The organism is Streptomyces sp. NPDC001401 (assembly GCF_042895385.1).
Lineage (GTDB): Bacteria > Actinomycetota > Actinomycetes > Streptomycetales > Streptomycetaceae > Streptomyces.
This window is the reverse complement of the sequence record NZ_JBIAWI010000004.1, coordinates 633,546-657,501: the sequence shown is the minus strand read 5'-3', so window position 1 is coordinate 657,501 and position 23,956 is coordinate 633,546. Positions and strand designations below refer to the sequence as shown.

The window sequence follows — 23,956 nt, the reverse complement described above, 5'->3', positions numbered from 1 at the left end:
ATACGAAGCCCAGGGTCATGCGTAACCGTGGAATTCGGGAGCCGTGCTTCCCGTTAGCATGGACATCCGCACCGATCAAGGCCATTTGGGGAAGGTGTCATGACTGCGAACGTCGACGGAGTGCCCGGTAAATTCGCGACACTCGGGCTGACCTACGACGACGTGCTGCTGCTGCCGGGCGCATCCGAGGTGCTCCCCAATGCGGTCGACACCTCGTCCCGCATCTCCCGCAACGTCCGGGTGAACATCCCGCTGCTCTCGGCGGCGATGGACAAGGTGACCGAGTCCCGCATGGCGATCGCGATGGCCCGGCTGGGCGGCGTCGGTGTGCTGCACCGCAACCTGTCCGTGGAGGACCAGGTGAACCAGGTCGACCTGGTCAAGCGGTCCGAGTCCGGCATGGTCACCGACCCCATCACGGTGCACCCGGAGGCGACGCTCGCCGACGCGGACGCCCTGTGCGCCAAGTTCCGCATCAGCGGTGTCCCCGTCACCGACCCGGCCGGCAAGCTGCTCGGCATCGTGACCAACCGCGACATGGCCTTCGAGTCCGACCGCAGCCGTCAGGTGCGCGAGGTCATGACGCCGATGCCGCTGGTCACCGGCAAGGTCGGCATCTCCGGCGTGGACGCCATGGAGCTGCTGCGCCGCCACAAGATCGAGAAGCTTCCGCTGGTCGACGAGGCGGGCGTCCTCAAGGGCCTCATCACGGTCAAGGACTTCGTCAAGGCCGAGAAGTACCCGAACGCCGCCAAGGACGCCGAGGGCCGGCTGCTGGTCGGTGCCGCCGTGGGCGCCAGCCCCGAGGCCCTGGAGCGTGCCCAGGCGCTCGCCGAGGCCGGGGTGGACTTCCTGGTCGTCGACACCTCGCACGGCCACAACAGCAACGCCCTCAGCTGGATGTCGAAGATCAAGTCGAGCGTGTCCGTCGACGTGATCGGCGGCAACGTCGCCACCCGTGACGGCGCGCAGGCGCTGATCGACGCCGGTGTCGACGGCATCAAGGTGGGCGTGGGCCCCGGTTCGATCTGCACCACGCGCGTGGTCGCCGGCATCGGCGTCCCGCAGGTCACCGCCATCTATGAGGCCTCCCTCGCGGCGCGCCCGGCGGGCATCCCGCTGATCGGCGACGGCGGTCTGCAGTACTCCGGCGACATCGGCAAGGCGCTCGCCGCCGGCGCCGACACGGTGATGCTGGGCTCGCTGCTCGCGGGCTGCGAGGAGTCCCCGGGCGAGCTGCAGTTCATCAACGGCAAGCAGTTCAAGTCGTACCGCGGCATGGGCTCGCTCGGTGCCATGCAGTCCCGCGGCCAGGGCAAGTCGTACTCGAAGGACCGCTACTTCCAGGCCGAGGTCGCCTCCGACGACAAGCTCGTCCCCGAGGGCATCGAGGGCCAGGTGCCCTACCGCGGCCCGCTGGCCAGCGTCCTGCACCAGCTCGTCGGCGGTCTGCGCCAGACCATGGGCTACGTGGGCGCGGCCACCATCGACGAGATGGAGTCCAAGGGCCGCTTCGTGCGGATCACCTCCGCGGGCCTCAAGGAGAGCCACCCGCACGACATCCAGATGACGGTCGAGGCGCCGAACTACAGCAACAAGTAGTCACCAGGCTCCCCAAGGGCGGCCCCGGAGCACCGGGGCCGCCCTTGTCGTACCCGTCGGCGATACTGGAAGACGCTGCAACGCATCAGGGAAAGGCCACAGACGTGACTGAGATCGAGATCGGGCGCGGCAAGCGCGGCCGCCGGGCGTACGCCTTCGACGACATCGCCGTCGTCCCCAGCCGCCGTACGCGGGACCCGAAGGAGGTCTCGATCGCCTGGCAGATCGACGCCTACCGCTTCGAGCTGCCGTTCCTGGCCGCCCCCATGGACTCCGTCGTCTCCCCGGCCACCGCGATCCGCATCGGCGAGCTCGGCGGCCTCGGCGTGCTGAACCTCGAGGGCCTGTGGACGAGGTACGAGGACCCGCAGCCGCTGCTCGACGAGATCGTCGGGCTGGACGCGGACCGGGCCACCCGCCGTCTCCAGGAGATCTACGCCGCCCCCATCAAGGAGGAGCTGATCGGCGCCCGCCTGAAGGAGGTGCGCGACTCCGGCGTGGTCACCGCGGCCGCGCTCTCCCCGCAGCGCACGGCGCAGTTCTCCAAGGCGGTCGTGGACGCGGGCGTGGACATCTTCGTCATCCGCGGTACGACGGTCTCGGCGGAGCACGTCTCCGGCTCGCACGAGCCGCTGAACCTGAAGCAGTTCATCTACGAGCTCGACGTCCCCGTGATCGTCGGCGGCTGCGCCACCTACACGGCCGCCCTGCACCTCATGCGCACCGGCGCGGCGGGCGTCCTGGTCGGCTTCGGCGGCGGCGCCGCGCACACCACGCGCAACGTGCTGGGCATCCAGGTGCCGATGGCCACCGCGGTCGCGGACGTGGCGGCGGCCCGCCGCGACTACATGGACGAGTCCGGCGGCCGGTACGTGCACGTGATCGCAGACGGCGGTGTCGGCTGGTCCGGCGACCTGCCGAAGGCGATCGCCTGCGGCGCGGACGCCGTGATGATGGGCTCCCCGCTGGCCCGCGCCACGGACGCACCCGGCAAGGGCCACCACTGGGGCATGGAGGCCGTCAACGAGGAGCTCCCGCGCGGCAAGAAGGTCGACCTGGGCACGGTCGGCACCGTCGAGGAGGTGCTGACCGGCCCGTCGCACACTCCCGACGGCTCGATGAACCTCTTCGGCGCGCTGCGCCGGGCGATGGCGACGACCGGGTACAGCGAGCTGAAGGAGTTCCAGCGGGTCGAGGTGACGGTGGCGGACTCGCAGCACAAGCGGTAGTCCGTACGGCGTGATGGGGGCCGGTCACCTGGTGGGGTGACCGGCCCCTTTTGTGTGCCGTGGGCTTGCGCGGGGCGCGTGGCGTGGTGCGGGGGGCGCGTGGTTGCGTTCGGGACGGATACGGGCTGGTCAGCCGGGTCGAGGGCGATAACGTCCGTGTCGGCGCCCCAGGTTGCTGGAGCGCCCCCTTCCAAGGACTTGGTTCCGGACCCCGCTCCTCGGGGCCCGGCCCGATTTCCGACGGACCGTCCACCGGGCTACTGGGCGGTGTCGTGGAAGGGGGCGTCCATGGGACGTCACCGCAAGCCCTCTCGCTGGGATCGGATCCGTCTTTGGACGGTGAAGTGCCGGAGGAGGTGGATCTTGCGGATTTTCGGATGGTGAGCGGCCGCCCCCAAGGCAACTAGGGGCGGACACTCCGTGAACCATCCAGGAGCCTGCCGCAGCAGCCACTGCGGTGGGCTCCACCTTGTTGGTGTGATGGTGAGCGGCCGTCCCTAAGAAACGTAGCGGCGGACACTCCGCGATCCATCCACGAGCCCGCCACAGTGCCCTCTGCGGCCGACTCCACCTGTCTCCGTAAGGTACCCGCGCCGCGCCCCGCCTGCCAGCAGCCCCCGGAGCCCGCGCGTCCGCGCGCCCCCCTTCACAACCGATGCGCCGCCCCCGTGGGCGCAGCCCCCCGCGTGTCCAGCAGCAGCTGCGCCTTCACCGACAGCCCCTGCAGGTCGTACGTCCGGTGCTGCTGGAGCAGGATCGTCAGATCGGCCTCGGCCGCGGCCTCGTAGAGGGCGTCCGCGCGTGGGACCGGGCGGTCCAGGACGCTCCAGGACGGGATGTGCGGGTCGTGGTAGCTGATCGAGGCGCCCAGTTCCATGAGGCGGACGGCGATCTCCGGGGCGGGGGTGCCCTGTTGGTCGGCGAGATCCGGCTTGTAGGTGACGCCGAGGAGCAGCACGCGTGCGCCGCGCGCCGACTTGCCGTGCTCGTTGAGGAGGGCCGCGGCGCGCTGGACGACGTAACGGGGCATCTGGTTGTTGACCTGCTGAGCCAGTTCGACCATGCGCAGGGGGCGGCCCGGGTGGCCGGTCAGGTCCTGGGGGACGGCGTGGCCGCCGACGCCGGGGCCGGGGCGGAAGGCCTCGAAGCCGAACGGCTTGGTCTCCGCGCAGCGGATGACGTCCCAGACGTCGACGCCGAGGTTGTTGCAGAGGACGGCCATTTCGTTGACGAGCGCGATGTTGACGTGCCGGAAGTTGGTCTCCAGTAGCTGCACGGTCTCCGCCTCGCGCAGTCCACGCGCGCGTACCACCTTGTCGGCGAGGCGGCCGTAGAAGGCGGCGGCGGACTCGGTGCAGGCGGGGGTGAGGCCGCCGATCACCTTGGGGATGTTGGCCGGGGTGAAGGCGCGGCTGCCGGGGTCGACCCGGCTGGGGGAGTAGGCGAGGTGGAAGTCGCGGCCCGCCTGCAGCTGGGAGCCCTCCTCGAGGAGGGGGCACAGGAACTCCTCGGTGGTGCCCGGGGGGACGGGCGACTCCAGGATGACCGTGGTGTGCGGGCGCAGACGCGCGGCCAGGGTACGGGCCGCCGCCTCCACCTGGCCGAGGTCGAGCGTGCCGTCCGCGCCGCGCGGGGTCGGCACGCAGATGACCGCGGTGCGGACGCGGCCGAGCTCGGCGGGGCTGGTGGCGTGGCGGAAGCCCCCCGCGAGCATCCGGCGCAGTTCGGCGGGGCTGAGGGAGGCGGGTTCGGGCCCGGTCCGGTAGCCGAGTGTGGGGATGCCGGCCGCGACGGCTGCCTGGGCCAGGGGCAGGCCGAACGGGCCGAGTCCGATGACGGCGAGATCTGCGGGCATGGCGTGTGCCGTCCTCCCAATAACCGAAGCGGGGCAGGTGCGCAAGTCCTGTGGACAGGACAGGCGAAGCGCAATGTCACACTAGGAGTAAATATGACCGATTTGCTGGATTGGTTGTCCGTGTTTTCCGCAGGTCTCGGGAATGTTGTCCACAGGCTGGGGGCGACTGGTGGCTGAAGTCGGGCAAGCCGGTCAGAATTTGGGCATGGGGGAAAGGAACGGGCTTCGCCCGACGGGTGCGGCCGGCGCTACCGACAGCAGGAGGCAGCGGTGAGGACAGCGACACTGGGGCCGGCGCAGCGAGCCGAGTCACTGGCGGGAATGGCCGAGCGCGAGCTGGACGTACTGGTCGTGGGCGGCGGCGTGGTCGGTGCGGGCACCGCCCTGGACGCCGTGACACGCGGTCTGTCCACGGGCCTGGTCGAGGCGCGTGACTGGGCGTCGGGCACCTCCAGCAGGTCCAGCAAGCTGATCCACGGCGGACTGCGCTATCTGGAGATGCTCGACTTCGCGCTCGTACGGGAGGCGCTGAAGGAGCGCGGGCTGCTGCTGGAGCGGCTCGCCCCGCATCTGGTGAAGCCGGTGCCGTTCCTGTACCCGCTGCAGCACCAGGGCTGGGAGCGCCTGTACGCCGGATCGGGCGTCGCGCTCTACGACGCGATGTCGATGGCCCGCGGACACGGTCGCGGTCTGCCCATGCACCGCCATCTGACCCGTCGCCACGCCCTGCGCGTGGCACCCGCCTTGAAGAAGGACGCGCTGGTCGGGGCCCTGCAGTACTACGACGCCCAGATGGACGACGCCCGTTATGTGGCCACCCTGGTGCGCACGGCGGCGGCCTACGGCGCGAAGGTCGCCAACCGCGCGCGCGTGACGGGCTTCCTGCGGGAGGGGGAGCGTGTCGTCGGGGCGCGCATGGAGGATGTCGAGGCCGGTGGCGAGTACGAGATCCGCGCCAAGCAGATCGTCAATGCGACCGGCGTGTGGACCGATGACACCCAGGCCATGGTCGGCGAGCGCGGGCAGTTCCATGTCCGGGCGTCCAAGGGCATCCACCTGGTCGTACCGAAGGACCGCATCAGCTCGTCGTCCGGACTGATCCTGCGCACCGAGAAGTCCGTGCTGTTCGTCATCCCCTGGGGCCGGCACTGGATCGTCGGCACGACGGACACCGACTGGGACCTCGACAAGGCGCACCCCGCCGCGTCCAGCGCGGACATCGACTACCTGCTGGAGCACGTGAACTCGGTCCTCTCGGTGCCGCTGACGCGGGACGACGTGCAGGGCGTGTACGCGGGGCTGCGCCCGCTGCTGGCCGGCGAGTCGGACGCCACCAGCAAGCTGTCGCGCGAGCACACCGTGGCGCATCCCGCGCCCGGCCTTGTCGTGGTGGCGGGCGGCAAGTACACGACGTACCGGGTGATGGCCAAGGACGCGGTGGACGAGGCGGTGCACGGGCTCGACCTGCGGGTCGCCGAGTGCGTGACGGAGGACGTGCCGCTGCTGGGGGCCGAGGGCTACCGGGCGCTGTGGAACGCGCGGGCGCGGATCGCGGCACGGACGGGTCTTCATGTGGTGCGGGTGGAGCATCTGTTGAACCGGTACGGGTCGATGGCGGAGGAGGTCCTCGACCTCGTCGCCGCCGACTCGTCGCTCGGGGAGCCGCTGCAGGCCGCCGACGACTATCTGCGCGCCGAGGTCGTGTACGCCGCCTCGCACGAGGGCGCCCGGCACCTGGACGACGTACTCACCCGGCGCACCCGCATCTCCATCGAGACCTTCGACCGGGGGACGCGCAGTGCGCGGGAGGCGGCCGAACTCATGGCGCCGGTGCTCGGCTGGGACAAGGACCAGATCGAGCGCGAGATCGAGCACTACGAGAAGCGGGTGGAGGCCGAGCGGGAGTCACAGCGGCAGCCGGACGATCTGACGGCGGACGCGGCGCGGTTGGGGGCGCCGGACATCGTGCCGCTGTAGGACGCCGGACATCACTCGAACGAGTGGTGCGAACCGGGACCTTCGTTCGGAACCCGGCCGTTCTACGGAGTGCGAGGGCAGAACTCGGCGGCGAGCAGGGCCGGTTCGAGGTCGGGATCTGCGATCGCCGTCGTGTTCACGCGGAAGGTGAGGACACGCCGGCCGTCGACGGTGGCTGCGGTGCGCACGTAGCTTCCGTTGATGCGTCCGTTGTGTCCCCACACCGTGATGCCGCACGGCAGCTTCTCGGGAAGCAGGCCCATGCCGTACAAGCCGTGTGCGGTGCGGGTGTCGCGCATCTCGCGCAGCCAGCGCGAGGGCAGCAGTTCGCCGCTCAGCAGGGCCGCGTAGAAGCGGTCCAGGTCGGCGAGCGTGGTCACCAGCTCGCCCGCGGCTCCGGCCACCCGCGGGTCGAGTTCGGTGACGTCGGTTCCGTCGGCGGCGTAGGCGCGGCCGTGCGGGGAGGGCAGAGAGATACGGGAGCCGGGGAAGGAGGTGCCTGTCAGACCCAGCGGAGCGATGATGCGGCGCTCGGCCTCGGTGGCGTACGAGCGGCCGGTGACCTGCTTGATGACCATGCCGAGCACCACGTAGTTGGTGCTCGAGTAGGAGAAGCGGCCCGGGTCGGCCGGGGGGTGGGTGAGTGCGATGCGTACGGCTTGAAGAGGGGAGACGGGAACCACGCCTCCGGTGTCCATGGTGAAGTCGTTCAGGCCGCTGGTGTGGGTGAGCAGGGCGCGCAGGGTGATCGTGCGGCCGTCGTTGCCGGCTCCGCGCACCAGGCCGGGCAGATGCTGCTCGACGGTGTCGGACAGGGACAGCCGGTGTTCCGCCGCGAGTTGCAGGACGACCGTCGCGATGAAGGTCTTCGTGATGCTGCCGGCGCGGAAGTGGTCGGTACGGGCGATTCCATGACCGGCCTGGGCGTATCGGGTGCCGGATTCCTCGCGGGCCAGGAGGGCTGCGGCGGGGGCTTCGCCCCGCGTGACCAGCAGGGGAACGAGCGTGTCCGTGGCCGGTGCCGCGGGGGCCGAGGAGGCGGTCGGGGACAGGGAGAGGAGCACGATCGACACCGGCACGGCCAGTAGCGTCCGGAGCGGCGGCATCGCGAGGTCCTCCCTTGTTGCGGCCCATCATGCAGGGTGGCGCAACGCGCGGTTCGGCGGGGCCCCGGGTGCACAGGCTCCTCGTACGGTGCCACGGGCACCCTGGGCGTCGGGCACTTGTCGGGTGAGGGACAATGGAGGCTCTGTCAGGGCGGGTTGCATGAGGGGACGCATGTCGGAGGCGGAGCGGGCGGGGACATCTCGTCAGGACACTCGTCAGGACAACAGCGAGCGTCTTCTCGCCGGGCGGTACCGGCTGGGAGGAGTGCTCGGCCGCGGCGGCATGGGCACGGTGTGGCGGGCCGAGGACGAGACGCTGGGCCGGACGGTCGCCGTCAAGGAGCTGCGGTTCCCGTCGAACATCGACGAGGACGAGAAACGCCGGCTGATCACGCGGACGCTGCGCGAGGCCAAGGCGATCGCGCGGATCCGCAACAACAGCGCGGTGACGGTCTTCGACGTGGTCGAGGAGGACGACCGGCCGTGGATCGTGATGGAGCTCGTCGAGGGCAAGTCGCTCGCCGAGGTCATCCGGGAGGACGGCCTGCTCGAGCCCAGGCGTGCGGCCGAGGTCGGGCTGGCGATTCTCGACGTGCTGCGCTCGGCGCACCGCGAGGGCATCCTGCACCGTGACGTGAAGCCGTCCAACGTCCTGCTGGAGTCCGAGACCGAACGGGTCGTACTCACCGACTTCGGTATCGCCCAGGTCGAGGGCGACCCGTCCATCACCTCGACCGGCATGCTCGTCGGCGCGCCCTCCTACATCTCCCCGGAGCGGGCCCGCGGGCACAAGCCGGGCCCCGCGGCCGACCTGTGGTCGCTCGGCGGACTGCTGTACGCGGCGGTCGAGGGCGTGCCGCCGTACGACAAGGGTTCCGCGATCGCGACCCTCACCGCGGTGATGACCGAGCCGATGGAGGAGCCGAAGAACGCGGGGCCGCTGAAGGACGTCATCTACGGGCTGCTGACCAAGGATCCCGCCAAGCGGCTCGACGACGCGGGTGCGCGGGCGATGCTCAACCGTGTGATCCACGCGCCCGAGCCGAAGGAGGCCGAGCCGGAGCCGCCGGCGGACGCGACCCGCGTCGTGCCGTTGCCGGTGCAGCCCGATGCGCCGAAGGGCAAGGGGAGTTCGGGCGGCTCCGGCGGCAAGCGCGGCGAGGAGGCGGCGGAGAAGCTGCGCGGGGCGCTGCGTTCCGTGCGGAAGGCTGCCGTGGCGGCGGGAGCGGCGGCCGGTTCGGCGGCTGCGGCGCGCGGCAAGTCCGGGAGCGATACGGCGGGTTCGGGGTCGGGTGGCGCGAAGTCCGCCGGGGCGGCCGACGGCGGGGCGTCGGGTGCGTCCGGTTCTTCGGCTCCGTCGGCTCCGTCGGCTCCGACGACTCCTCCGCCTCCGGCTCCGACGACTCCGATGCCTGCGGTGCCGGCGGCTCCACGGTCGGCCTCGTCGCCGTCGGCGCCGGCGGCTCCGGCGCAGCCCTCGGCTTCTTCCGGTTCTTCGGCCGACTCCGGTTCTTCGGGGGCTTCGGGTTCTTCGGCCGGTTCGGGTTCCGCGGGTGCCTCGGGCTTGTCGGCAGGTGCGGATTCCGGGGGCCGGGAGCGCACGGCGCAGGGGGCGAACGTGCAGGCCGGTGGGCGTAGTTCGGGGTGGCCGGTCGTGCCGCCGCCGGATCTGCCGCCGCGGCCCGTGCCCAGGGCGCCGCTCACCGACGTGGTGCCGAAGCGGACGCTGGTGATCATCGCCGTGGTGGTCGTGCTCGCCGTGCTCGGGACCGTGCTGGCCCTCACGCTCGGCGGCGGCGACGGCAAGGGTTCGAACGGGACCAAGAACAGCGGCGGGAAGGTCGCGGCGAGCGCGTCCGCCGGCGCCGACACCAAGGAGGACAAGGGCGGCGGCACCCGTGCGGACGGAAGCGACTCGCAGTCCGCCTCGGCTGCGACGGGCGGCAGCACGCCCAGCAACAGTCCGACCGCCTCCGGTGGGACCGGTGCGGGAGCGGGCGGGTCGTCCGGGGACGACAGTGCGGTGAAGTCGACCTACAAGGGGAGCCAGGGGTACTCGATCGGGCTGCCCAAGGGATGGAAGTATCAGTCGGCGAGTGCCGCCGGGGACCGGTTCACCGGGCCCGACGGGCAGAAGCTGCTCGTCGCCTGGACGTCCACGCCCAAGGGCGACCCGGTGTCCGACTGGAAGAACCAGGAGCGCTACATGACGCGCTCGCAGTACCAGAAGATCCGGATAGAGCAGGTGGACTACCGCGGCTGGAACACGGCCGACTGGGAGTTCACCTATGTGGAGAGCGGGACGAAGTACCGGACGATCGACCGGGGGTTCGTCGTCAACGACCATCTCGGATATGCGCTGATGTACACGGCGAAAGCCGCGAACTGGGACAGCGAACTCCGTAAGGACACCTGGAAGACGCTCGCGAAGACGTTCGAACCCAAGTCGTGAAGTGAACCGGCCCGCGTTTGAGCCGTGAGATGCCGTGAGATATGGCATCCCCTCATTGCAGGTTGCCTCCGGCACGTATCGTGAGTGTTTGCGGACCGTACGCATCCAGGTATGGGTTCGGAACGGGGCGCAAGGCGAACGGAATTGACCAACCGGGCGGCCGGGGGAGGCAATGTGGACGACTATGCGGGACGGGTTCTTGCCGACCGCTACCGCCTGCCGCTGCCACCCGCCGACGAGTACGAACTCACCGACACTCGGGCCTTCGACACCTACAGCGGTCAGGAAGTCCTGGTCAGGCAGGTGCCGTTGCCGGAAGTCGTCGAGGCGGAGGTGCTCGACGCGGAAGGGCTGCCCGACGGTTTCACGGCCCGTGACCCGCGGGAGCGGGGGAGCGGGCGGTCCGCGGCGCGCACCGGAGTGCGTCGGCCCACCGACCCGGCCGTACGGCGTGCGGTCGAGGCCGCGCAGGCCGCGGCGCGGATCCCCGACCATCCGCGGCTCGACCAGGTCTTCGACGTGTTCGCCGAGGGCGGTTCGCTGTGGATCGTCAGCGAGTTGGTGTCGGCGCGGCCGCTGTCGGCGCTGCTCGCCGAGAAGCCGCTCACGCCGTATCGGGCGGCCGAGGTGGCCTCCGACGTCCTCATGGCGCTGCGTGTGCTGCACGCCCATGGCTGGGTGCACCGCAACATCACGGCCCGCACGGTGCTGGTCTGCGACGACGGCCGGGTGATGCTGACCGGGCTCGCGGTCGGGGCGGCGGAGGAGGCGCTGTGCGGGTATGACCCGGTGCCGGCTCCGGAGGGTGACGGGGACAGCGGCCTTGGATCTGCGGACGGTTCCCCGGGCGGGCCGGGTCTGCCGGGCGTCCAGGGTGCGCAGAGTGTCCAGGGTCCCCCTGGATTCCAGGGTGCTCAAGGCGGTCCCCGGGAAGCCGACCCCGAGGCCGCTCGGCGCGCCGCCATCCGGGCGCGTACGGCCGGGGGGCTGCCGGGCGCCGGGGCGGACACGGCGAACGGGGCGGGGGCGCCGGGTGCGTTCGCGCCCAAGGCCCTGGAGAGCGGCGGGGACATCCGGGCCGCGCGGGCCGGGGCGATTGCCGCGTATCGGGCGGGCGCCCGGGCCGCGGCCAGGGTTCAGGAGGCGCAGAGCGGGCGGGCGGCGCTGCCCGGTGCCCGTTCCGCGCCCGAGGGCGGCCCCGCGGCGCAGGCGGGCGGCTCGGCGCAGACGCACACTTCCGGCGACGGCGTGGAGAACACGCCCCGCACCACCGCTCCTCCGGGGCAGATAGCCGACCCCTACGGTGTGAGCGCCACCCCCTGGCACGGCGCCGGGCCGCGCGGCGGAGTCGGCGGGGCGGAGGCCGCCGGGGACAACGGAGCGGCCGGTCTCGCGGGCCAGGGCGGTCGTACGGCACTCCCGCCTGGCGGCGGCGCCCCCTATGCCGGCGGAAGTGGCCATGGCAACGGCGGGACCTACGCGGCGCAGCCCGGCACAGCGCCCGTCCCCGGCGCCCCCTTGACGTCCGGCTTTCCAGCGCCCCGCCTCGACAAGGCTCCCCCGACGGGCGTTCCGACACCCGCCTCCCACACTCCCGCCCCGCTCCCGCCCGGCGCAACGCCCCCCAGCCGCTGGGACGACCTCGTGGCCGGCACTCCCGCCCCACGCGGTCCCGCCACCCCGCTGGCCGCCGAGCGGGCCCGGCAGGCGCGGATGGCTGTGGTGGGGCCCGTGACGGAGCGGTGGGCGCCGGAGCAGGCCGGGCCCGTGCACGAGAACTGGCAGCTGGCGGCGCCGATCGGGCCCGCGACCGACCTGTGGGCGCTCGGGGCGCTGCTCTTCCGGGCCGTACAGGGGCATGCGCCGTATCCGGAGGAGTCGACGGCCGATCTGGTGCAGATGGTGTGTGCCGAGCCGCCCGCCTTCGCGGAGGAGTGCGGTCCGCTTCGGCCCGTCGTGGAGTCGTTGCTGCGTCAGGACCCCACCGAGCGGCTGGACTTCGAGGAGCTCAGGGGCTGGCTGCGGTCGCTGGTGCGGTCCGCGCCCGAGCCCGACGCCGGCGCGCACGTCATCGCCGCGCCGCCCGTCGACGCCAGCCGGCTGCCTGTCGTACGGCGGCGGGGCGAGCTGGTGCGCAGGCGGCGCGCCGGACTGCCCGCGACCAGCGCGCACGGGCGGCACAAGCGGGCCAAGGAGCAGGCACGTTCACCCCGCAGGCTCGGCCGCACCCTGCTTCTGCTGATCCTGCTTCTGCTGGCCGCCGCGGTCGCGTACGCCGTGCTCTTCATGCCGAAGGCCGGGGAGAACGGCGCGGCGGGCAGCGACCGCACCGGCAGTGCGGGGGACGTCAGCCCCGCCCCCGAGCAGTCGGACAAGGGCGCCAGCAGCCAGCCACGCCCCGACCAGACCTCACCCAAGTCCGAGGACAGCCCCTCGAATTCGGCCGGTGCCACGGAGAGCCAGACCACCGGGCCCGTCGTGGCCGACGGTTTCACGCTGCGCAAGGACCCGGAGGGTTTCCGGGTCGCCGTGGCCAAGGGCTGGTCCCGGGCGCCCAAGAACGACTGGAACCAGGTGGTGTACTCGCACGGCGACTTCGAGCTCGTCGTCGTGAAGGGACGGGACGGCGCGGTCACCTACGGCAGCGACCCGATGGCGTACCAGCGGGACACGGAGCACGAGTTGCAGCCGTACCGCAGCTCCAGCTGGGCCACCGCGACCGGGCTGCGCACCGTCACGGTGGGGACGCGGGTCATGGCCGAGGGGCAGTTCACCTGGACCGACGACAGCGGGAACGACCTGTATGTGCGCAACCTCGTGATGCTCATCGACGGGCGGTACCACATCGTGCAGGTGCGCGGTCCCGAGTCGCAGCGGGACGAGGTGACGAGGTTGTACGAGCAGGCGTCGGCCACGTATCAGGTGACCGGCTGACCTCACCTGTGAACGGTCCGTGAAGCGAAAACGGTTGCTGTCCGGGCCTCTGAGCGACAACCGTCACAGTGCGGTCTCCTTGGGACCCCCGTTGTTCCCTGTTTACGGGCCGGTCCTTAGTCTGACCCTGTCAAGAGCATTGCGGGGCAACGTGAATCAGATGCAGGGCCAGCTTGTCGCGGGCCGCTACCGGCTCGCCGACTCGATCGGCAGCGGCGGCATGGGCCGCGTGTGGCGTGCGCACGACGAGGTGCTGCACCGGGCCGTCGCGATCAAGGAGTTGACCGCCGCGCTCTATGTGTCCGAGAGCGACCAGGAGCGGCTGCTCGCGCGCACCCGGGCGGAGGCGCGCGCCGCCGCGCGCATCAACCACTCCGCGGTCGTCACCGTCCATGACGTGCTGGAGCACGACGGCCGCCCGTGGATCGTGATGGAGCTCGTCGAGGGGTACTCGCTGGCCGACGCGGTCAAGGAGCGGGGACGCGTCGAGCCCGCCGAGGCCGCGCGCATCGGGCTGTGGGTGCTACGCGCGCTGCGCGCCGCGCACGCCGCCGGAGTGCTGCACCGCGACGTGAAGCCCGGCAACGTCCTCATCGGCCACGACGGCCGGGTGCTGCTCACCGACTTCGGCATCGCCCAGATCGAGGGCGATACGACGATCACCCGCACCGGAGAGGTCGTCGGCTCCGTCGACTACCTAGCCCCCGAGCGGGTCCGCGGCCACGACCCGGGCCCCGCCTCCGACCTGTGGGCGCTCGGCGCCACGCTGTACACGGCGGTGGAGGGCAGGTCGCCGTTCCGCCGCACCTCGCCGCTGTCCACCATGCAGGCGGTCGTGGAGGAGAACGCGGCCGATCCGCAGTACGCCGGTCCGCTCGGACCCGTCATGGCCGCGCTGCTGCACAAGGACCCCGCGGTGCGGCCCGGTGCGGCCGAGGCCGAGCAGATGCTCGCCGAGGCGGCGGAGGGCCGGCGGTCGAACGCGGCGCAGGCCTATCTGCACACCCAGCATGGCTTCGACACAGCGAGCACCGGTACAGGGCCGCACACCGGCTCCCGTACGGGGCCGCAGACGGGCTCCGCCACGCCGTACCCGCCGATGACCGGGCCGACCTCGATCGGGCCGACCGGCATGGGCCCGGGGCAGCCCTCCGGTACCGGCCCCGTCTCCGCCCCGCCCGCTCGCAAGCGCCGGCGCCTGCGCGCCTTCCTCCTGGTGGTCGCCCTCGCGGCGATCGTCGGCGGCGGTGCGGCCGTGGCATTGCAGCAGCAGGACCATGGCAGACCGTCGGACTCCACCGGGACCACCGGGCCGCAGAGCCCGTCGCCGAGCAGCTCGCCGAGCCGGGGGACCAACGGGACCGTTCCCGCCAACTGGCAGGCGTACAACGACCCCTGGGGCTTCACCGTCTACCTGCCCAAGGGCTGGTCGCGGAGGGTCGTCGGCATCGACGGCGACCTGAGGCAGGTCGACTACACACCGGACAACGAGAAGCACTACCTCCGGATCGCCATCGACACCTCGCCGGACTTCACCAACGCGTACGACCACCAGAAGAGACTGGAGCAGCTGCTCCAGTCCCGGCTGCTCGACTTCAAGACCGTGCGGATGGAGAAGAACAACTACCGCGACTACGACGGCTCCCTGTGGGAGGCCACCTGGACCGCGCAGTCCAACGGCACCAAGTTCCCCGGGCCGTGGCGCTCGATCGAGGAGACCTACTTCTCGGGGGCGGGTACCGAGTACGCGATCTACATGGCCTCGCCGGCGGCCGACTGGGCGAAGACCGGCAAGCAGTTCAAGTCGGTGCTGCAGGGCTGGCAGGAGAAGACCTCGCAGTAGCAGGCGCCGTGATCCGGCCGGGTTGGCCGGTCGCCGCCCCGGAGCCGGGTCGTCCGGTGCGGCATGATGGGGCGCATGGGGACCGAGGGGGAAGGCGTCCGTGTCATAGCGGGCCGTTACCGGCTTGAGGCGAGGCTCGGGCGCGGTGGCATGGGCGTGGTGTGGCGGGCGACCGACGAGCTGCTCGGCAGGCAGGTGGCGGTCAAGGAGATCCCCCTCGACCTGGACGAGACGCTCTCCGCCGAGGAGGCCCGGCGGCAGCGCGACCGCGCCCTGCGCGAGGCCCGCGCGGTGGCCCAATTGCGCCATCCGCACATCATCGTCGTCCACGACGTCGTGGAGCACGACGAACGCCCGTACATCGTCATGGAGTTGATCGACGGCGGCTCGCTGGCCGACCGCATCTCCGCGCGCGGGCCGGTCGACGTCGCCGAGGCCGCCCGGATCGGCGTCGGCCTGCTGAGCGCGCTGCGCACCGCGCACGAGGCCGGTGTCCTGCACCGCGACATCAAGCCGGCCAACGTCCTGCTGGAGTCCGGCACGGACCGGGTCGTCCTCACCGACTTCGGCATCGCCCAGGTCGCGGGCGCCACCACGCTCACCGAGACCGGCTCCTTCGTCGGCTCGCCCGAGTACACCGCGCCGGAGCGGATGTCCGGGGCCAGGACCGGCCCCGAGTCCGACCTGTGGTCGCTGGGCGCTCTGCTGTGCACCGTGCTGAGCGGCGAATCGCCGTTCCGGCGCGACTCGCTCGGCGGCATCCTGCACGCGGTCGTGTTCGACGAGATACGGCCGCCCGCGCAGGCCGCGCCGCTGCTGCCCGTCGTACTGGGCCTGCTGGAGCGCGACCCCGACCGCCGGCTGGACGCGGAGCAGGCCGAGCGGATGCTGCGCGCCTACCGCAGCACCGGCCACACCCCGCAGCTGCCGCCCCGCTACACACCGACCGAGCGGAACGTGCCCCGCCCGCCCGCGCCGCTGCCGACGCCGTCACCTTCGCCGCCGACCACGGTGGAGACCCGGCACTCCACCCGGGGCGTGCTGGTGGCCGCGCTGCTCGTCGCCGCGATGGCCGGGGCGGGGGTGTCGGCGGCGGCGCTGCTCATGAACCGGGACGGCGAGGGGGGTGGCGGTACGCCGACGAGTTCGGCGCCGGGGACATCGGTGAGCGCGTCGCCGTCGCCCACCTCCAGTACGCGGAGCCCGTCGCCCACCTCCACACCCTCCGTCACCGCCACCCGCCCCTCGGCCCCCTCCGGCTACCGCGTCGCCGACGACCCGGCCGGCTTCTCCCTCGCCGTACCGGAGGCCTTCACCCGCAAACCGCAGGGCGAGCGCGTCTTCTACCTGTCGCCGGGAGAAACCTTCCGCCTCGGCATCAAGGCCACCGACCCCGAGCCGGGCGGCCCGCTCGCGGTGATGCGGCGCGCCGCCGCCAAGGGCTCCGACACCAACCCCGGCTACCACGACGGCCGGGTCACCTCGACCACACAGCACAGACACCCCGCCGCCCTCTGGGAGTTCACCTGGAACGGCTTCAGTACGGCCGAGGGTCCCCGGCACACGTACGACCTGTGCTGGGAGGAGGGCGGGCGGATGTACGACGTGTGGGTGTCGGCGCCGGTCGGCAAGGTGCGGGAGGCGAAGGAGCACTTCGACGTCGCGGTCGACACGTTCGTACGCACATGAAGCGGAAGCAAGTGGCTCGTACGCGCAGGAAGCGGAAATACGCGGCAGCCCGGGTCACGGGTCTGTGACCGGAATGCGCTCCCTGTGGATGCGGGAGCGTCTGGCGCGATATGGATGGACGCATGAGCAACAACGGGGGACCGGGCCCGGAGTCCGACGACACGACGAGTTTTGTTCTGCAACCGCCGAATCAGCCGAATCCGTATGCCGTGCCCACTCAGGTGGCCCTGCCGCAGGACCCGGGTACCGGGCGCCTCGTCGCGGGCCGCTACCGGCTGCTGGCCAAGCTCGGGCACGGTGGCATGGGCACGGTGTGGCGTGCCAAGGACGAGACCGTCGACCGTGAGGTCGCCGTCAAGGAGCCCCGCGTTCCGGACCACCTTCCCGAACGCGAACGTGCCAACGTCTTCGAGCGGATGCGTCGCGAGGCCCGCGCCGCGGCCCGTCTCGACCACCCGGCAGTGGTCAATGTCCACGATGTGGCGGTCGTCGACGGCCGGCCGTGGATCGTCATGGAGCTGGTGCAGGGCCGTTCGCTCGGCAGCGCCCTCCAGGAAGGCACGCTGGACGCGCGTGAGGCCGCCAGGATCGGCCTGGAGGTGCTCGGCGCGCTGGAGGCCGCGCATGCGGCGGGCATCCTGCACCGCGACGTGAAACCGGACAACGTGCTCCTCGGCCGCCACGACCGCGTCGTCCTGACCGACTTCGGCATCGCGCAGATCGAGGGCGAGACGAACCTGACGGACACGGGCGGCTTCGTCGGCTCGCCCGAATACATAGCCCCGGAGCGGGTGTTGGGCCAGCGCCCGGGCCCGGCCTCCGACCTCTGGTCCCTCGGTGTCGTCCTCTACGCGGCCACGGAGGGCGTCTCCCCGTTCCGCCGCAGCAACACTCCGGCCACGCTCCAGTCGGTCCTCAACGCCACACCGGCACCGCCCGCTTCGGCGTCGGGACCGCTGGCCGAGCTGATCACGGGCCTGCTGCAGAAGGACCCGGCGAGACGTCCGAACGCCACGCAGGTCCGGGCCCTGCTGGAACAGACCGCGACCCCGCCGCCCGCCGCGGCCACGCAAGCCACCCAGCCCGTGCAGATCGTCACCCGAGGGATCCGGTTCGGGCGCAGGGCGTGGTTCGGGGTCGGCGCGGGCGTCCTCGCCGCGGCGGTGGCGGCGTGGCTGCTGATCGCGGATCCCTTTGCGGGGCCGTTGCCGGACGGCTGGCAGACCCATCACGAGAAGGACGTGGCCGGGACGCTGGCGGTGCCGGACGGCTACCAGCGGCACGTGCCCGACCGGAAGACCGACAAGACTCACTGGGTCACGTACAGCGACCTGAGCGGTGCGATCGGGATCACCCTGAGCCTCGAGAAGAAGTCCGAGGACACCGGTGATGCCATCAAGGACTCCGCGGCCGCCCAGATGTACGACGACAACGGCAAGTTCAAGGAGAGCGGCGCGTACGAGCTCAACATGCCCGCCGGCGCGAAAACCGCGACCAGGCTGACGACGTACAAGGGAAAGCAGGCCGCCGAAAACACGGTGGTCTACAAGACCGACGACAGTCAGAACCCGCTCCCTCGCGAGGTGCGGATCTTCTACTACAAGTCCTCCGCCGGCGACCTGTACAAGCTGATCGTCAGCTACCCGGGCAAGGGCGACTTCACCGCCCGCGGACGCGAGGTGGCCGGGGCCGCGATCGCGAATCTGGACGTCGACAAGCTCTGACTCCCTGACCCGCCCTCAACGCCGTACCTCCGCCCGGTACCTCCCCGGCGTCACCCCGAACTCCCTGCTGAACGCATGCGAGAGCGCGTACGGGCTGCTGTACCCGGCCTCACGCGCGACCGAGGCCAGCGGGGCGTCGGTGTCGCGCAGGAGGGTGGCCGTGCGCGTCAGGCGCCACCAGGTCAGGTACGCCATGGGCGGGCGGCCGACCAGGGCGGTGAACCGGCGGGCCAGCGTCGCGCGGGAGACGCCCGCCTCAGCGGCCAGGCGTTCGTTGGTCCAGGGGGCGGCCGGTTCCGAGTGCAGGGCGCGGAGGGCGGCCGTCGTCACCGGGTCGCCGAGCACCGCAGGCCAGGCACCCGCCGACGGGCCCGCCTCCGTCGTCCACGCCCGCACCATGTAGATCAGCAGCAGGTCGAGCAGGCTCGGCAGGGCCAGGCAGGAACCCGGGCGGCGCTCGTCGAGCTCGCGGGCCAACAGGTCCACGGCAGCCCGGAGTTCGGGGTGGGCGCCGACCCGGTTCGGCAGATGCACGACCTGCGGCAGCTCCGCCAGCAACGGATGCACCCGGCTGCGGTCGAGGCGGTACTTGCCGCACAGCAGCTCCACCTCACGCCCGCCCGGCGCCCCCGCCGGCCGCCTCATCTCCTCGAACGGCACGGCCCGCGCCGTATCGCCCGGTGCATCCGCCAGTACGTGCCCCGCCCCGTGCGGCAGCAGTACGACGTCCCCCGCGCCGAGCGTCACCGGCTCACCGCCCCCGTCGGGCTGCAGCCAGCAGCCGCCCGCGAGGACGACATGGAACCCCGCGCCCTCGTACGGGGCGAACCGCGTGCACCAGGTCCCGCCGACCCGCAGCCGGTTCGAGGAGGGCTGCCCGATGCGTACGGCGGAGATCGCGTCACTCACCACATCCATGAGACGCAAGCGTATCCGAATGAGCCACAGAGGCATTGGAACGCTCACAGCGGCGCTTCTAGTGTTCATGGCATGGCTGATGACAACGCGCAGGCTGACGTACAGAGTGATGTGCAGGCTGACGGACAGAGTGATGTGCAGGGTTTCGTGATCGGTGACGTCGAGGTGTTCCGGGTCGTCGAGTGGCGGGCGCCCTACGCACCGGTCCGGGACCTCGTTCCGGGCGTCGGCCCCGAGGTGTGGCGGGACAACCGGGACGTGCTCGTCCCGGACCACTGGGAGCCCGGCAGCGACCGTGCCGTGGTCGCGCTGCAGACCTGGGTCGTCCGCAGCGGCGGCCGCACCGTCCTCGTCGACACCGGGGTCGGCAACGGCCGCGAGCGGCCGGGCAACGCCCTCTTCCACCAGCGGCAGGGCGACTTCCCGGACCGGCTGGCGCGGGCCGGGGTACGGCCGGAGGATGTCGACGTCGTCGTCAACACCCACATCCACGGGGATCACGTCGGCTGGAACACCCATGATGTGGACGGGAGTTGGGTACCCGCCTTCCCCAACGCCACCTACCTTCTCCCGGCCGCCGACGACCACCACTTCGGCCCCGACGGCGGATACGGCGGCGGCGTACGCCCGGACGACCGGCTGATCCACGAGGACAGCATCGCGCCCGTGCACAAGTCCGGTCAGGCCGTGCTCTGGGACGGCGAGCACCGCATCGACGAGCACCTCATCCTGGAGTCCGCCCCCGGCCACACCCCGGGCTCGTCCGTCCTGCGCGTCTCCTCGCACGGTGAACGAGCGGTCTTCGTCGGCGACTTGCTGCACAGCCCGGTCCAGATCCTGCACCCCGAGTGCAGCAGCTGCTTCTGCCTGGACCCCGGGCAGGCGGTCACCAGCCGCCGTCGGGTGCTCGAACGGGCCGCAGAAGAGGGCGAGTTGGTGATCCCGGCGCACTTCGGCGGATCAGGGGTCGTGGAGGTACGGCGGCGGGGCGACTCGCTCGCCTTCGTCCGCTGGATGCCGTAGGACGTCGTAGGACGTTGCAGGGACCCGCGTCGACAAGTCCCCGTTCCGCACGGTACTCATGAGGCATGAGTGCAGGCGGCGAACATTCGCGCGAAGGGCGGCTGCTCGGCGGGCGCTACCGGCTGACCGAGCGCATCGGCTCCGGCGGGATGGGCACCGTCTGGCAGGCGTACGACGAACTCGTGGAGCGGGACGTCGCCGTCAAGCAGCCGCGGCTGCCGGGCGACCCGGAGGACGAGCACCACCGGCGAGCCGCCCACCGCCTCTACCGCGAGGCCCGCGCCGCCGCCCGCGTCGACCACCCGGCCGCCGTCTCGATCCATGACGTCGTCGAGGAGGACGGACTCCCCTGGATCGTCATGGAGTTGATCCGCGGCGAGTCCCTGCACGAAGTCCTCCAGCGCGGCCCGGTCGAGGCGCGCGAAGCCGCCCGTATCGGCCTCGCCGTCCTCGGCGCCCTGGATGCGGCGCACGCCGTCGGCATCGTGCACCGGGACGTCAAGCCCGCCAACGTCCTCCTCGGCGCGCACGGCCGTGTCGTCCTCACCGACTTCGGCATCGCCCATGTCCAGGGCGAGGAATCCCTCACCGTCAGCGGGGAGTTCGTCGGCTCCCTGGAGTTCGTAGCGCCCGAACGGATGTCGGGCCGGGGCGCCGGGCCCGCCTCCGACCTGTGGTCGCTGGGCGTGCTGCTGTTCGCGGCCGTGGAGGGAGTGTCTCCGTTCCGGCGTACGACGGTGGAGTCCACCCTCGCCGCGGTCATCGCCTCCGACCCGCCCGAACCCAAACAGGCCGGACCGCTCGGCCCGCTGATCGCACGGCTGCTGGTGAAGGACCCGGAGCAGCGACCCGGCGCGAAGGAGGCCGGGGCGGTGCTGGAGGCGGTGGCGGAGGGCTGGCCGGTACCGCAGGTCGAGGCCGGTGCGGCGGCAGCTCAGGACACGGCAGGGCTACGGGAGTTCGCCGACGACGTGGGGACCGTACGACTGGGGGCGGCACCCGTGTCGGACCCGACGGCCCCGGTGCCGGAGGCAGCGGCCCCCGTGGCCGTACCGGAATCCGACACCGCGCGCACATCCGACCCCGCACCGACATCCGACCCCGCACCGACATCCGGCACCGCACCCACATCCGGACCCCAGCCGGCCCCCGAGCCGTCCGCCGCCGAACCCTCGACCGCGAGCGTCCCCCAGCCGGACCCGGCCCCGAAGCGCCCCCTTCTGCGCCGCCCCGTCTCCCTCGCCGCGCTGGCCGCCCTCCTCGTCGGGGGCACCTGGCTCGGTACGTCCTACTTCGGCGAGTCCGACAGCGGAGGCGTCAGCGAGCGCACCGCCACCCTCAGCGAGGCCCCGGCGCGCGTCGCGACCCCCGGCACCGGCGCCACCGCCTGGACCGAACACCGGGAGAAGGGCATGAACGCCGTGCTGTCCCTGCCGAGCCGGTACCGGGAGTCCGCCAGGGAAGGCAGCTCCGCGAGCCCGCGCCACCTCGTGGAGTACGACGCGCCCGACGGCGACGTCAGCATCCGCCTCACCCAGTGGGACAAGGCCCCGCGCTCCCCGATGGCCCAGGCGCAGCAGGCGCACGCCGACTGGAACAGCTACAGCGGGGACGCGCGCACCCAGTACACCCGCACCACCTTCCACGGCTTCGAGGCCGTCCAGGCCGACACCACCTACGGCCTGGACGGCACCCCGACCCGGGTGATGCAGCTGATGATCCGCACCGACGACGGGCGTATGTACGAACTGCGCGTGGACATGCCCAAGGGGACACCGGCCGAGAAGAAGGGCACGGCGCTCTTCAAGGGTGCCCGCGCGCGCCTCGTGATCGGAAAGAGCTGAAGCATTCCCCGTCGTCCCGGCCCAACGCCCTGATCAGCGCAAACCTTGCCAGTGTGCACTGGCGGCGTGTGTGTACTCCGTGAAGCCGCGTTACCGACGGGTACCCAAAGCCCCCGCGCCGTCATACCCTGCGCCTCATGACGGAAGCGCATGCCGAGGCCAAGACCGGCACGAACCCCCTCGCCCCCGCACCCGAAGGCGCCCGCACCGCCGCCGACGTGGTCACCCCCGAGCTGATCGCCCAGCTCACCAAGGGCGTGGTCGGTTCCGGGCGCACCGCCAACCACACGCCGTTCACCGGCGAGAAGCTGGCCGACCTGCCCGAGTCCACCCCCGAGGACGTGGCAAAAGCCTTCGAGGCGGCCCGTGCGGCGCAGGCGGTCTGGGCGCAGACACCGGTCCGGCAGCGCGCGGCCGTCCTCCTCCGCTTCCACGACCTGATCCTCGCCCGCCAGGCCGAGGTCCTCGACCTCATCCAGCTGGAGACCGGCAAGGCCCGGCTGCACGCCCACGAGGAGGTCCAGGCCGTCGCGGTCGCGGCCCGCCACTACGGCCGCCGGGCCACCGCCTACCTCAAGCCGAAGCGGCACGCGGGCGCCATGCCGACGCTGACGAAGGTCACCGAACTGCGCCACCCGCGCGGCGTGGTCGGCCAGATCGCTCCCTGGAACTACCCCCTGGAACTGTCGGTCGGCGACGCGCTCCCGGCTTTCGCGGCGGGCAACGCAGTCGTCATGAAGCCGGACACGGAGACCTGTCTGACGGCACTGTGGGCCCGTGATCTCCTGATCGAGGCGGGGCTGCCCGCGGACGTCTTCCAGGTCGTCCTCGGCGAAGGCCCGGTCGTCGGCCCGGAAGTGGTCCGGCACGCCGACTACGTCTCCTTCACCGGCTCCACCCGCACCGGCCGCGAGGTCGCCCAGGGTGCCGCCGCCCGCCTGGTCGGCGTCTCCCTCGAACTCGGCGGCAAGAACGCCATGCTGGTCCTTCAGGACGCCGACATCGAGAAGGCGGCCGCGGGCGCGGTCCGCGCCTGCTTCTCCTCCGCAGGCCAACTCTGCATCTCCATCGAGCGGTTGTACGTCCACGAGTCGATCGCCGACACCTTCCTCGAGCGCTTCGCCACCCGCACCAAGGCCATGCGCCTCGGCAAGTCCCTCGCGTACGGCGCCGACATGGGCTCCCTGGTCGGCGAACGCCAGCTGGAGACGGTCACCCGCCACGTCGACGAGGCGGTCGCGAAGGGCGCGAAGGTCGTCGCCGGCGGTGTGGCCCGCCCGGACATCGGCCCGTACTTCTTCGAGCCGACCATCCTCGACGGCGTGACCGAGCCCATGTCGGTCTGCACCGAGGAGACCTTCGGCCCGGTCGTCTCGATCTACCGTTTCAAGACCGACGACGAGGCGATCGAGCACGCCAACTCCACGCCGTACGGCCTGAACTCCTCGGTCTGGACGAAGAACGGCAGCCGCGGCCGCGACGTGGCCTCCCGCCTCCGGACCGGCACGGTCAACGTCAACGAGGGCTACGCCCCGGCCTACGGCAGCGTCCAGTCCCCGATGGGCGGCATGAAGGACTCGGGCCTCGGCCGCCGCCACGGCTCCGAGGGCATCCTCAAGTACACGGAGGCCCAGACGGTCGCTCAGCAGAGGCTCTTGCCGATGGCGCCCTCGCTGGGCATGGACGACGAGAAGTACGCGCAGTTCATGAGCCGCAGCCTCCGGCTGATGAAGGCCCTGCGCTTCAAGTAGAAACACCCG

At 71.7% G+C, this 23,956-nt stretch carries 14 protein-coding genes; 11 read left to right on the top strand and 3 right to left on the bottom strand.

Features of this window, described 5'->3' with window-relative positions; translation table 11 throughout:
- Nucleotides 1–99: 99 nt before the first annotated feature.
- Entirely contained in the window at nt 100–1,602 is a 1,503-nt protein-coding gene (guaB, locus tag ACFY10_RS18220) for an IMP dehydrogenase (protein ID WP_390666129.1), read from the top strand.
- 104 nt (nt 1,603–1,706) lie between these two features.
- A complete protein-coding gene (locus ACFY10_RS18215) occupies nt 1,707–2,831 on the top strand; it encodes a GuaB3 family IMP dehydrogenase-related protein (RefSeq protein ID WP_390666128.1) in 1,125 nt (374 codons plus the stop codon).
- Between the two features lie 646 nt (nt 2,832–3,477).
- Here the strand turns inward: ACFY10_RS18215 and ACFY10_RS18210 are convergent.
- Nucleotides 3,478–4,686, bottom strand: a complete 1,209-nt coding sequence (locus ACFY10_RS18210; protein ID WP_390666127.1) for a nucleotide sugar dehydrogenase — start codon at nt 4,684–4,686, stop codon at nt 3,478–3,480.
- Between the two features lie 270 nt (nt 4,687–4,956).
- Here ACFY10_RS18210 and ACFY10_RS18205 point away from each other — a divergent pair, with 270 nt between their 5' ends.
- Nucleotides 4,957–6,663: a glycerol-3-phosphate dehydrogenase/oxidase gene (locus ACFY10_RS18205; protein WP_390666126.1), complete on the top strand. Its 1,707-nt coding sequence runs from the start codon at nt 4,957–4,959 to the stop codon at nt 6,661–6,663.
- Nucleotides 6,664–6,725: 62 nt separating this feature from the next.
- On the opposite strand, the gene ACFY10_RS18200 is transcribed toward ACFY10_RS18205, so the two are convergent.
- Nucleotides 6,726–7,769, bottom strand: coding sequence for a serine hydrolase domain-containing protein (locus ACFY10_RS18200; RefSeq protein ID WP_390666125.1), 1,044 nt, complete (start codon nt 7,767–7,769; stop codon nt 6,726–6,728).
- Between the two features lie 172 nt (nt 7,770–7,941).
- Here ACFY10_RS18200 and ACFY10_RS18195 point away from each other — a divergent pair, with 172 nt between their 5' ends.
- The 5 genes from ACFY10_RS18195 (at nt 7,942) to ACFY10_RS18175 (ending at nt 18,411) form a co-directional block, all read left to right on the top strand.
- Nucleotides 7,942–10,221 (top strand): serine/threonine-protein kinase, encoded by a 2,280-nt coding sequence (locus ACFY10_RS18195; protein ID WP_390666192.1) that lies wholly within the window; start codon nt 7,942–7,944, stop codon nt 10,219–10,221.
- A gap of 174 nt (nt 10,222–10,395) precedes the next feature.
- Nucleotides 10,396–13,155, top strand: a complete 2,760-nt coding sequence (locus ACFY10_RS18190) for a protein kinase (protein WP_390666124.1) — start codon at nt 10,396–10,398, stop codon at nt 13,153–13,155.
- 160 nt (nt 13,156–13,315) lie between these two features.
- The gene (locus ACFY10_RS18185) at nt 13,316–14,998 is read left to right on the top strand and encodes a protein kinase (protein ID WP_390666123.1); all 1,683 of its coding nucleotides are present in this window, start codon (nt 13,316–13,318) and stop codon (nt 14,996–14,998) included.
- Nucleotides 14,999–15,073: 75 nt separating this feature from the next.
- On the top strand, nt 15,074–16,687 hold the full coding sequence (locus tag ACFY10_RS18180) for a serine/threonine-protein kinase (RefSeq protein WP_390666122.1): 1,614 nt from the start codon (nt 15,074–15,076) through the stop codon (nt 16,685–16,687).
- Nucleotides 16,688–16,809: 122 nt separating this feature from the next.
- The gene (locus tag ACFY10_RS18175; protein ID WP_390666121.1) at nt 16,810–18,411 is read left to right on the top strand and encodes a serine/threonine-protein kinase; all 1,602 of its coding nucleotides are present in this window, start codon (nt 16,810–16,812) and stop codon (nt 18,409–18,411) included.
- A gap of 15 nt (nt 18,412–18,426) precedes the next feature.
- On the opposite strand, the gene ACFY10_RS18170 is transcribed toward ACFY10_RS18175, so the two are convergent.
- Entirely contained in the window at nt 18,427–19,329 is a 903-nt protein-coding gene (locus tag ACFY10_RS18170; protein WP_390666120.1) for an AraC family transcriptional regulator, read from the bottom strand.
- A gap of 72 nt (nt 19,330–19,401) precedes the next feature.
- Between ACFY10_RS18170 and ACFY10_RS18165 the strand changes: the two genes are divergently transcribed.
- The 3 genes from ACFY10_RS18165 to ACFY10_RS18155 all read left to right on the top strand — a co-directional run bounded on the left by ACFY10_RS18165 (nt 19,402) and on the right by ACFY10_RS18155 (nt 23,947).
- Nucleotides 19,402–20,352, top strand: coding sequence for an MBL fold metallo-hydrolase (locus tag ACFY10_RS18165; protein WP_390666119.1), 951 nt, complete (start codon nt 19,402–19,404; stop codon nt 20,350–20,352).
- A gap of 65 nt (nt 20,353–20,417) precedes the next feature.
- The gene (locus ACFY10_RS18160) at nt 20,418–22,196 is read left to right on the top strand and encodes a protein kinase (RefSeq protein ID WP_390666118.1); all 1,779 of its coding nucleotides are present in this window, start codon (nt 20,418–20,420) and stop codon (nt 22,194–22,196) included.
- Between the two features lie 137 nt (nt 22,197–22,333).
- The gene (locus ACFY10_RS18155) at nt 22,334–23,947 is read left to right on the top strand and encodes a succinic semialdehyde dehydrogenase (RefSeq protein WP_390666117.1); all 1,614 of its coding nucleotides are present in this window, start codon (nt 22,334–22,336) and stop codon (nt 23,945–23,947) included.
- The last annotated feature ends 9 nt before the right edge of the window (nt 23,948–23,956 follow it).

Bases quoted from the DNA above. Each gene is read 5' to 3' on its own strand.
- guaB (WP_390666129.1), top strand. From the start codon at position 100: ATGACTGCGAACGTCGACGGAGTGCCCGGTAAATTCGCGACACTCGGG.
- ACFY10_RS18210 (WP_390666127.1), bottom strand. From the start codon at position 4,686: ATGCCCGCAGATCTCGCCGTCATCGGACTCGGCCCGTTCGGCCTGCCC.
- ACFY10_RS18200 (WP_390666125.1), bottom strand. From the start codon at position 7,769: ATGCCGCCGCTCCGGACGCTACTGGCCGTGCCGGTGTCGATCGTGCTC.
- ACFY10_RS18195 (WP_390666192.1), top strand. From the start codon at position 7,942: ATGTCGGAGGCGGAGCGGGCGGGGACATCTCGTCAGGACACTCGTCAG.
- ACFY10_RS18185 (WP_390666123.1), top strand. From the start codon at position 13,316: ATGCAGGGCCAGCTTGTCGCGGGCCGCTACCGGCTCGCCGACTCGATC.
- ACFY10_RS18180 (WP_390666122.1), top strand. From the start codon at position 15,074: ATGGGGACCGAGGGGGAAGGCGTCCGTGTCATAGCGGGCCGTTACCGG.
- ACFY10_RS18175 (WP_390666121.1), top strand. From the start codon at position 16,810: ATGAGCAACAACGGGGGACCGGGCCCGGAGTCCGACGACACGACGAGT.
- ACFY10_RS18170 (WP_390666120.1), bottom strand. From the start codon at position 19,329: ATGGATGTGGTGAGTGACGCGATCTCCGCCGTACGCATCGGGCAGCCC.
- ACFY10_RS18165 (WP_390666119.1), top strand. From the start codon at position 19,402: ATGGCTGATGACAACGCGCAGGCTGACGTACAGAGTGATGTGCAGGCT.
- ACFY10_RS18160 (WP_390666118.1), top strand. From the start codon at position 20,418: ATGAGTGCAGGCGGCGAACATTCGCGCGAAGGGCGGCTGCTCGGCGGG.
- ACFY10_RS18155 (WP_390666117.1), top strand. From the start codon at position 22,334: ATGACGGAAGCGCATGCCGAGGCCAAGACCGGCACGAACCCCCTCGCC.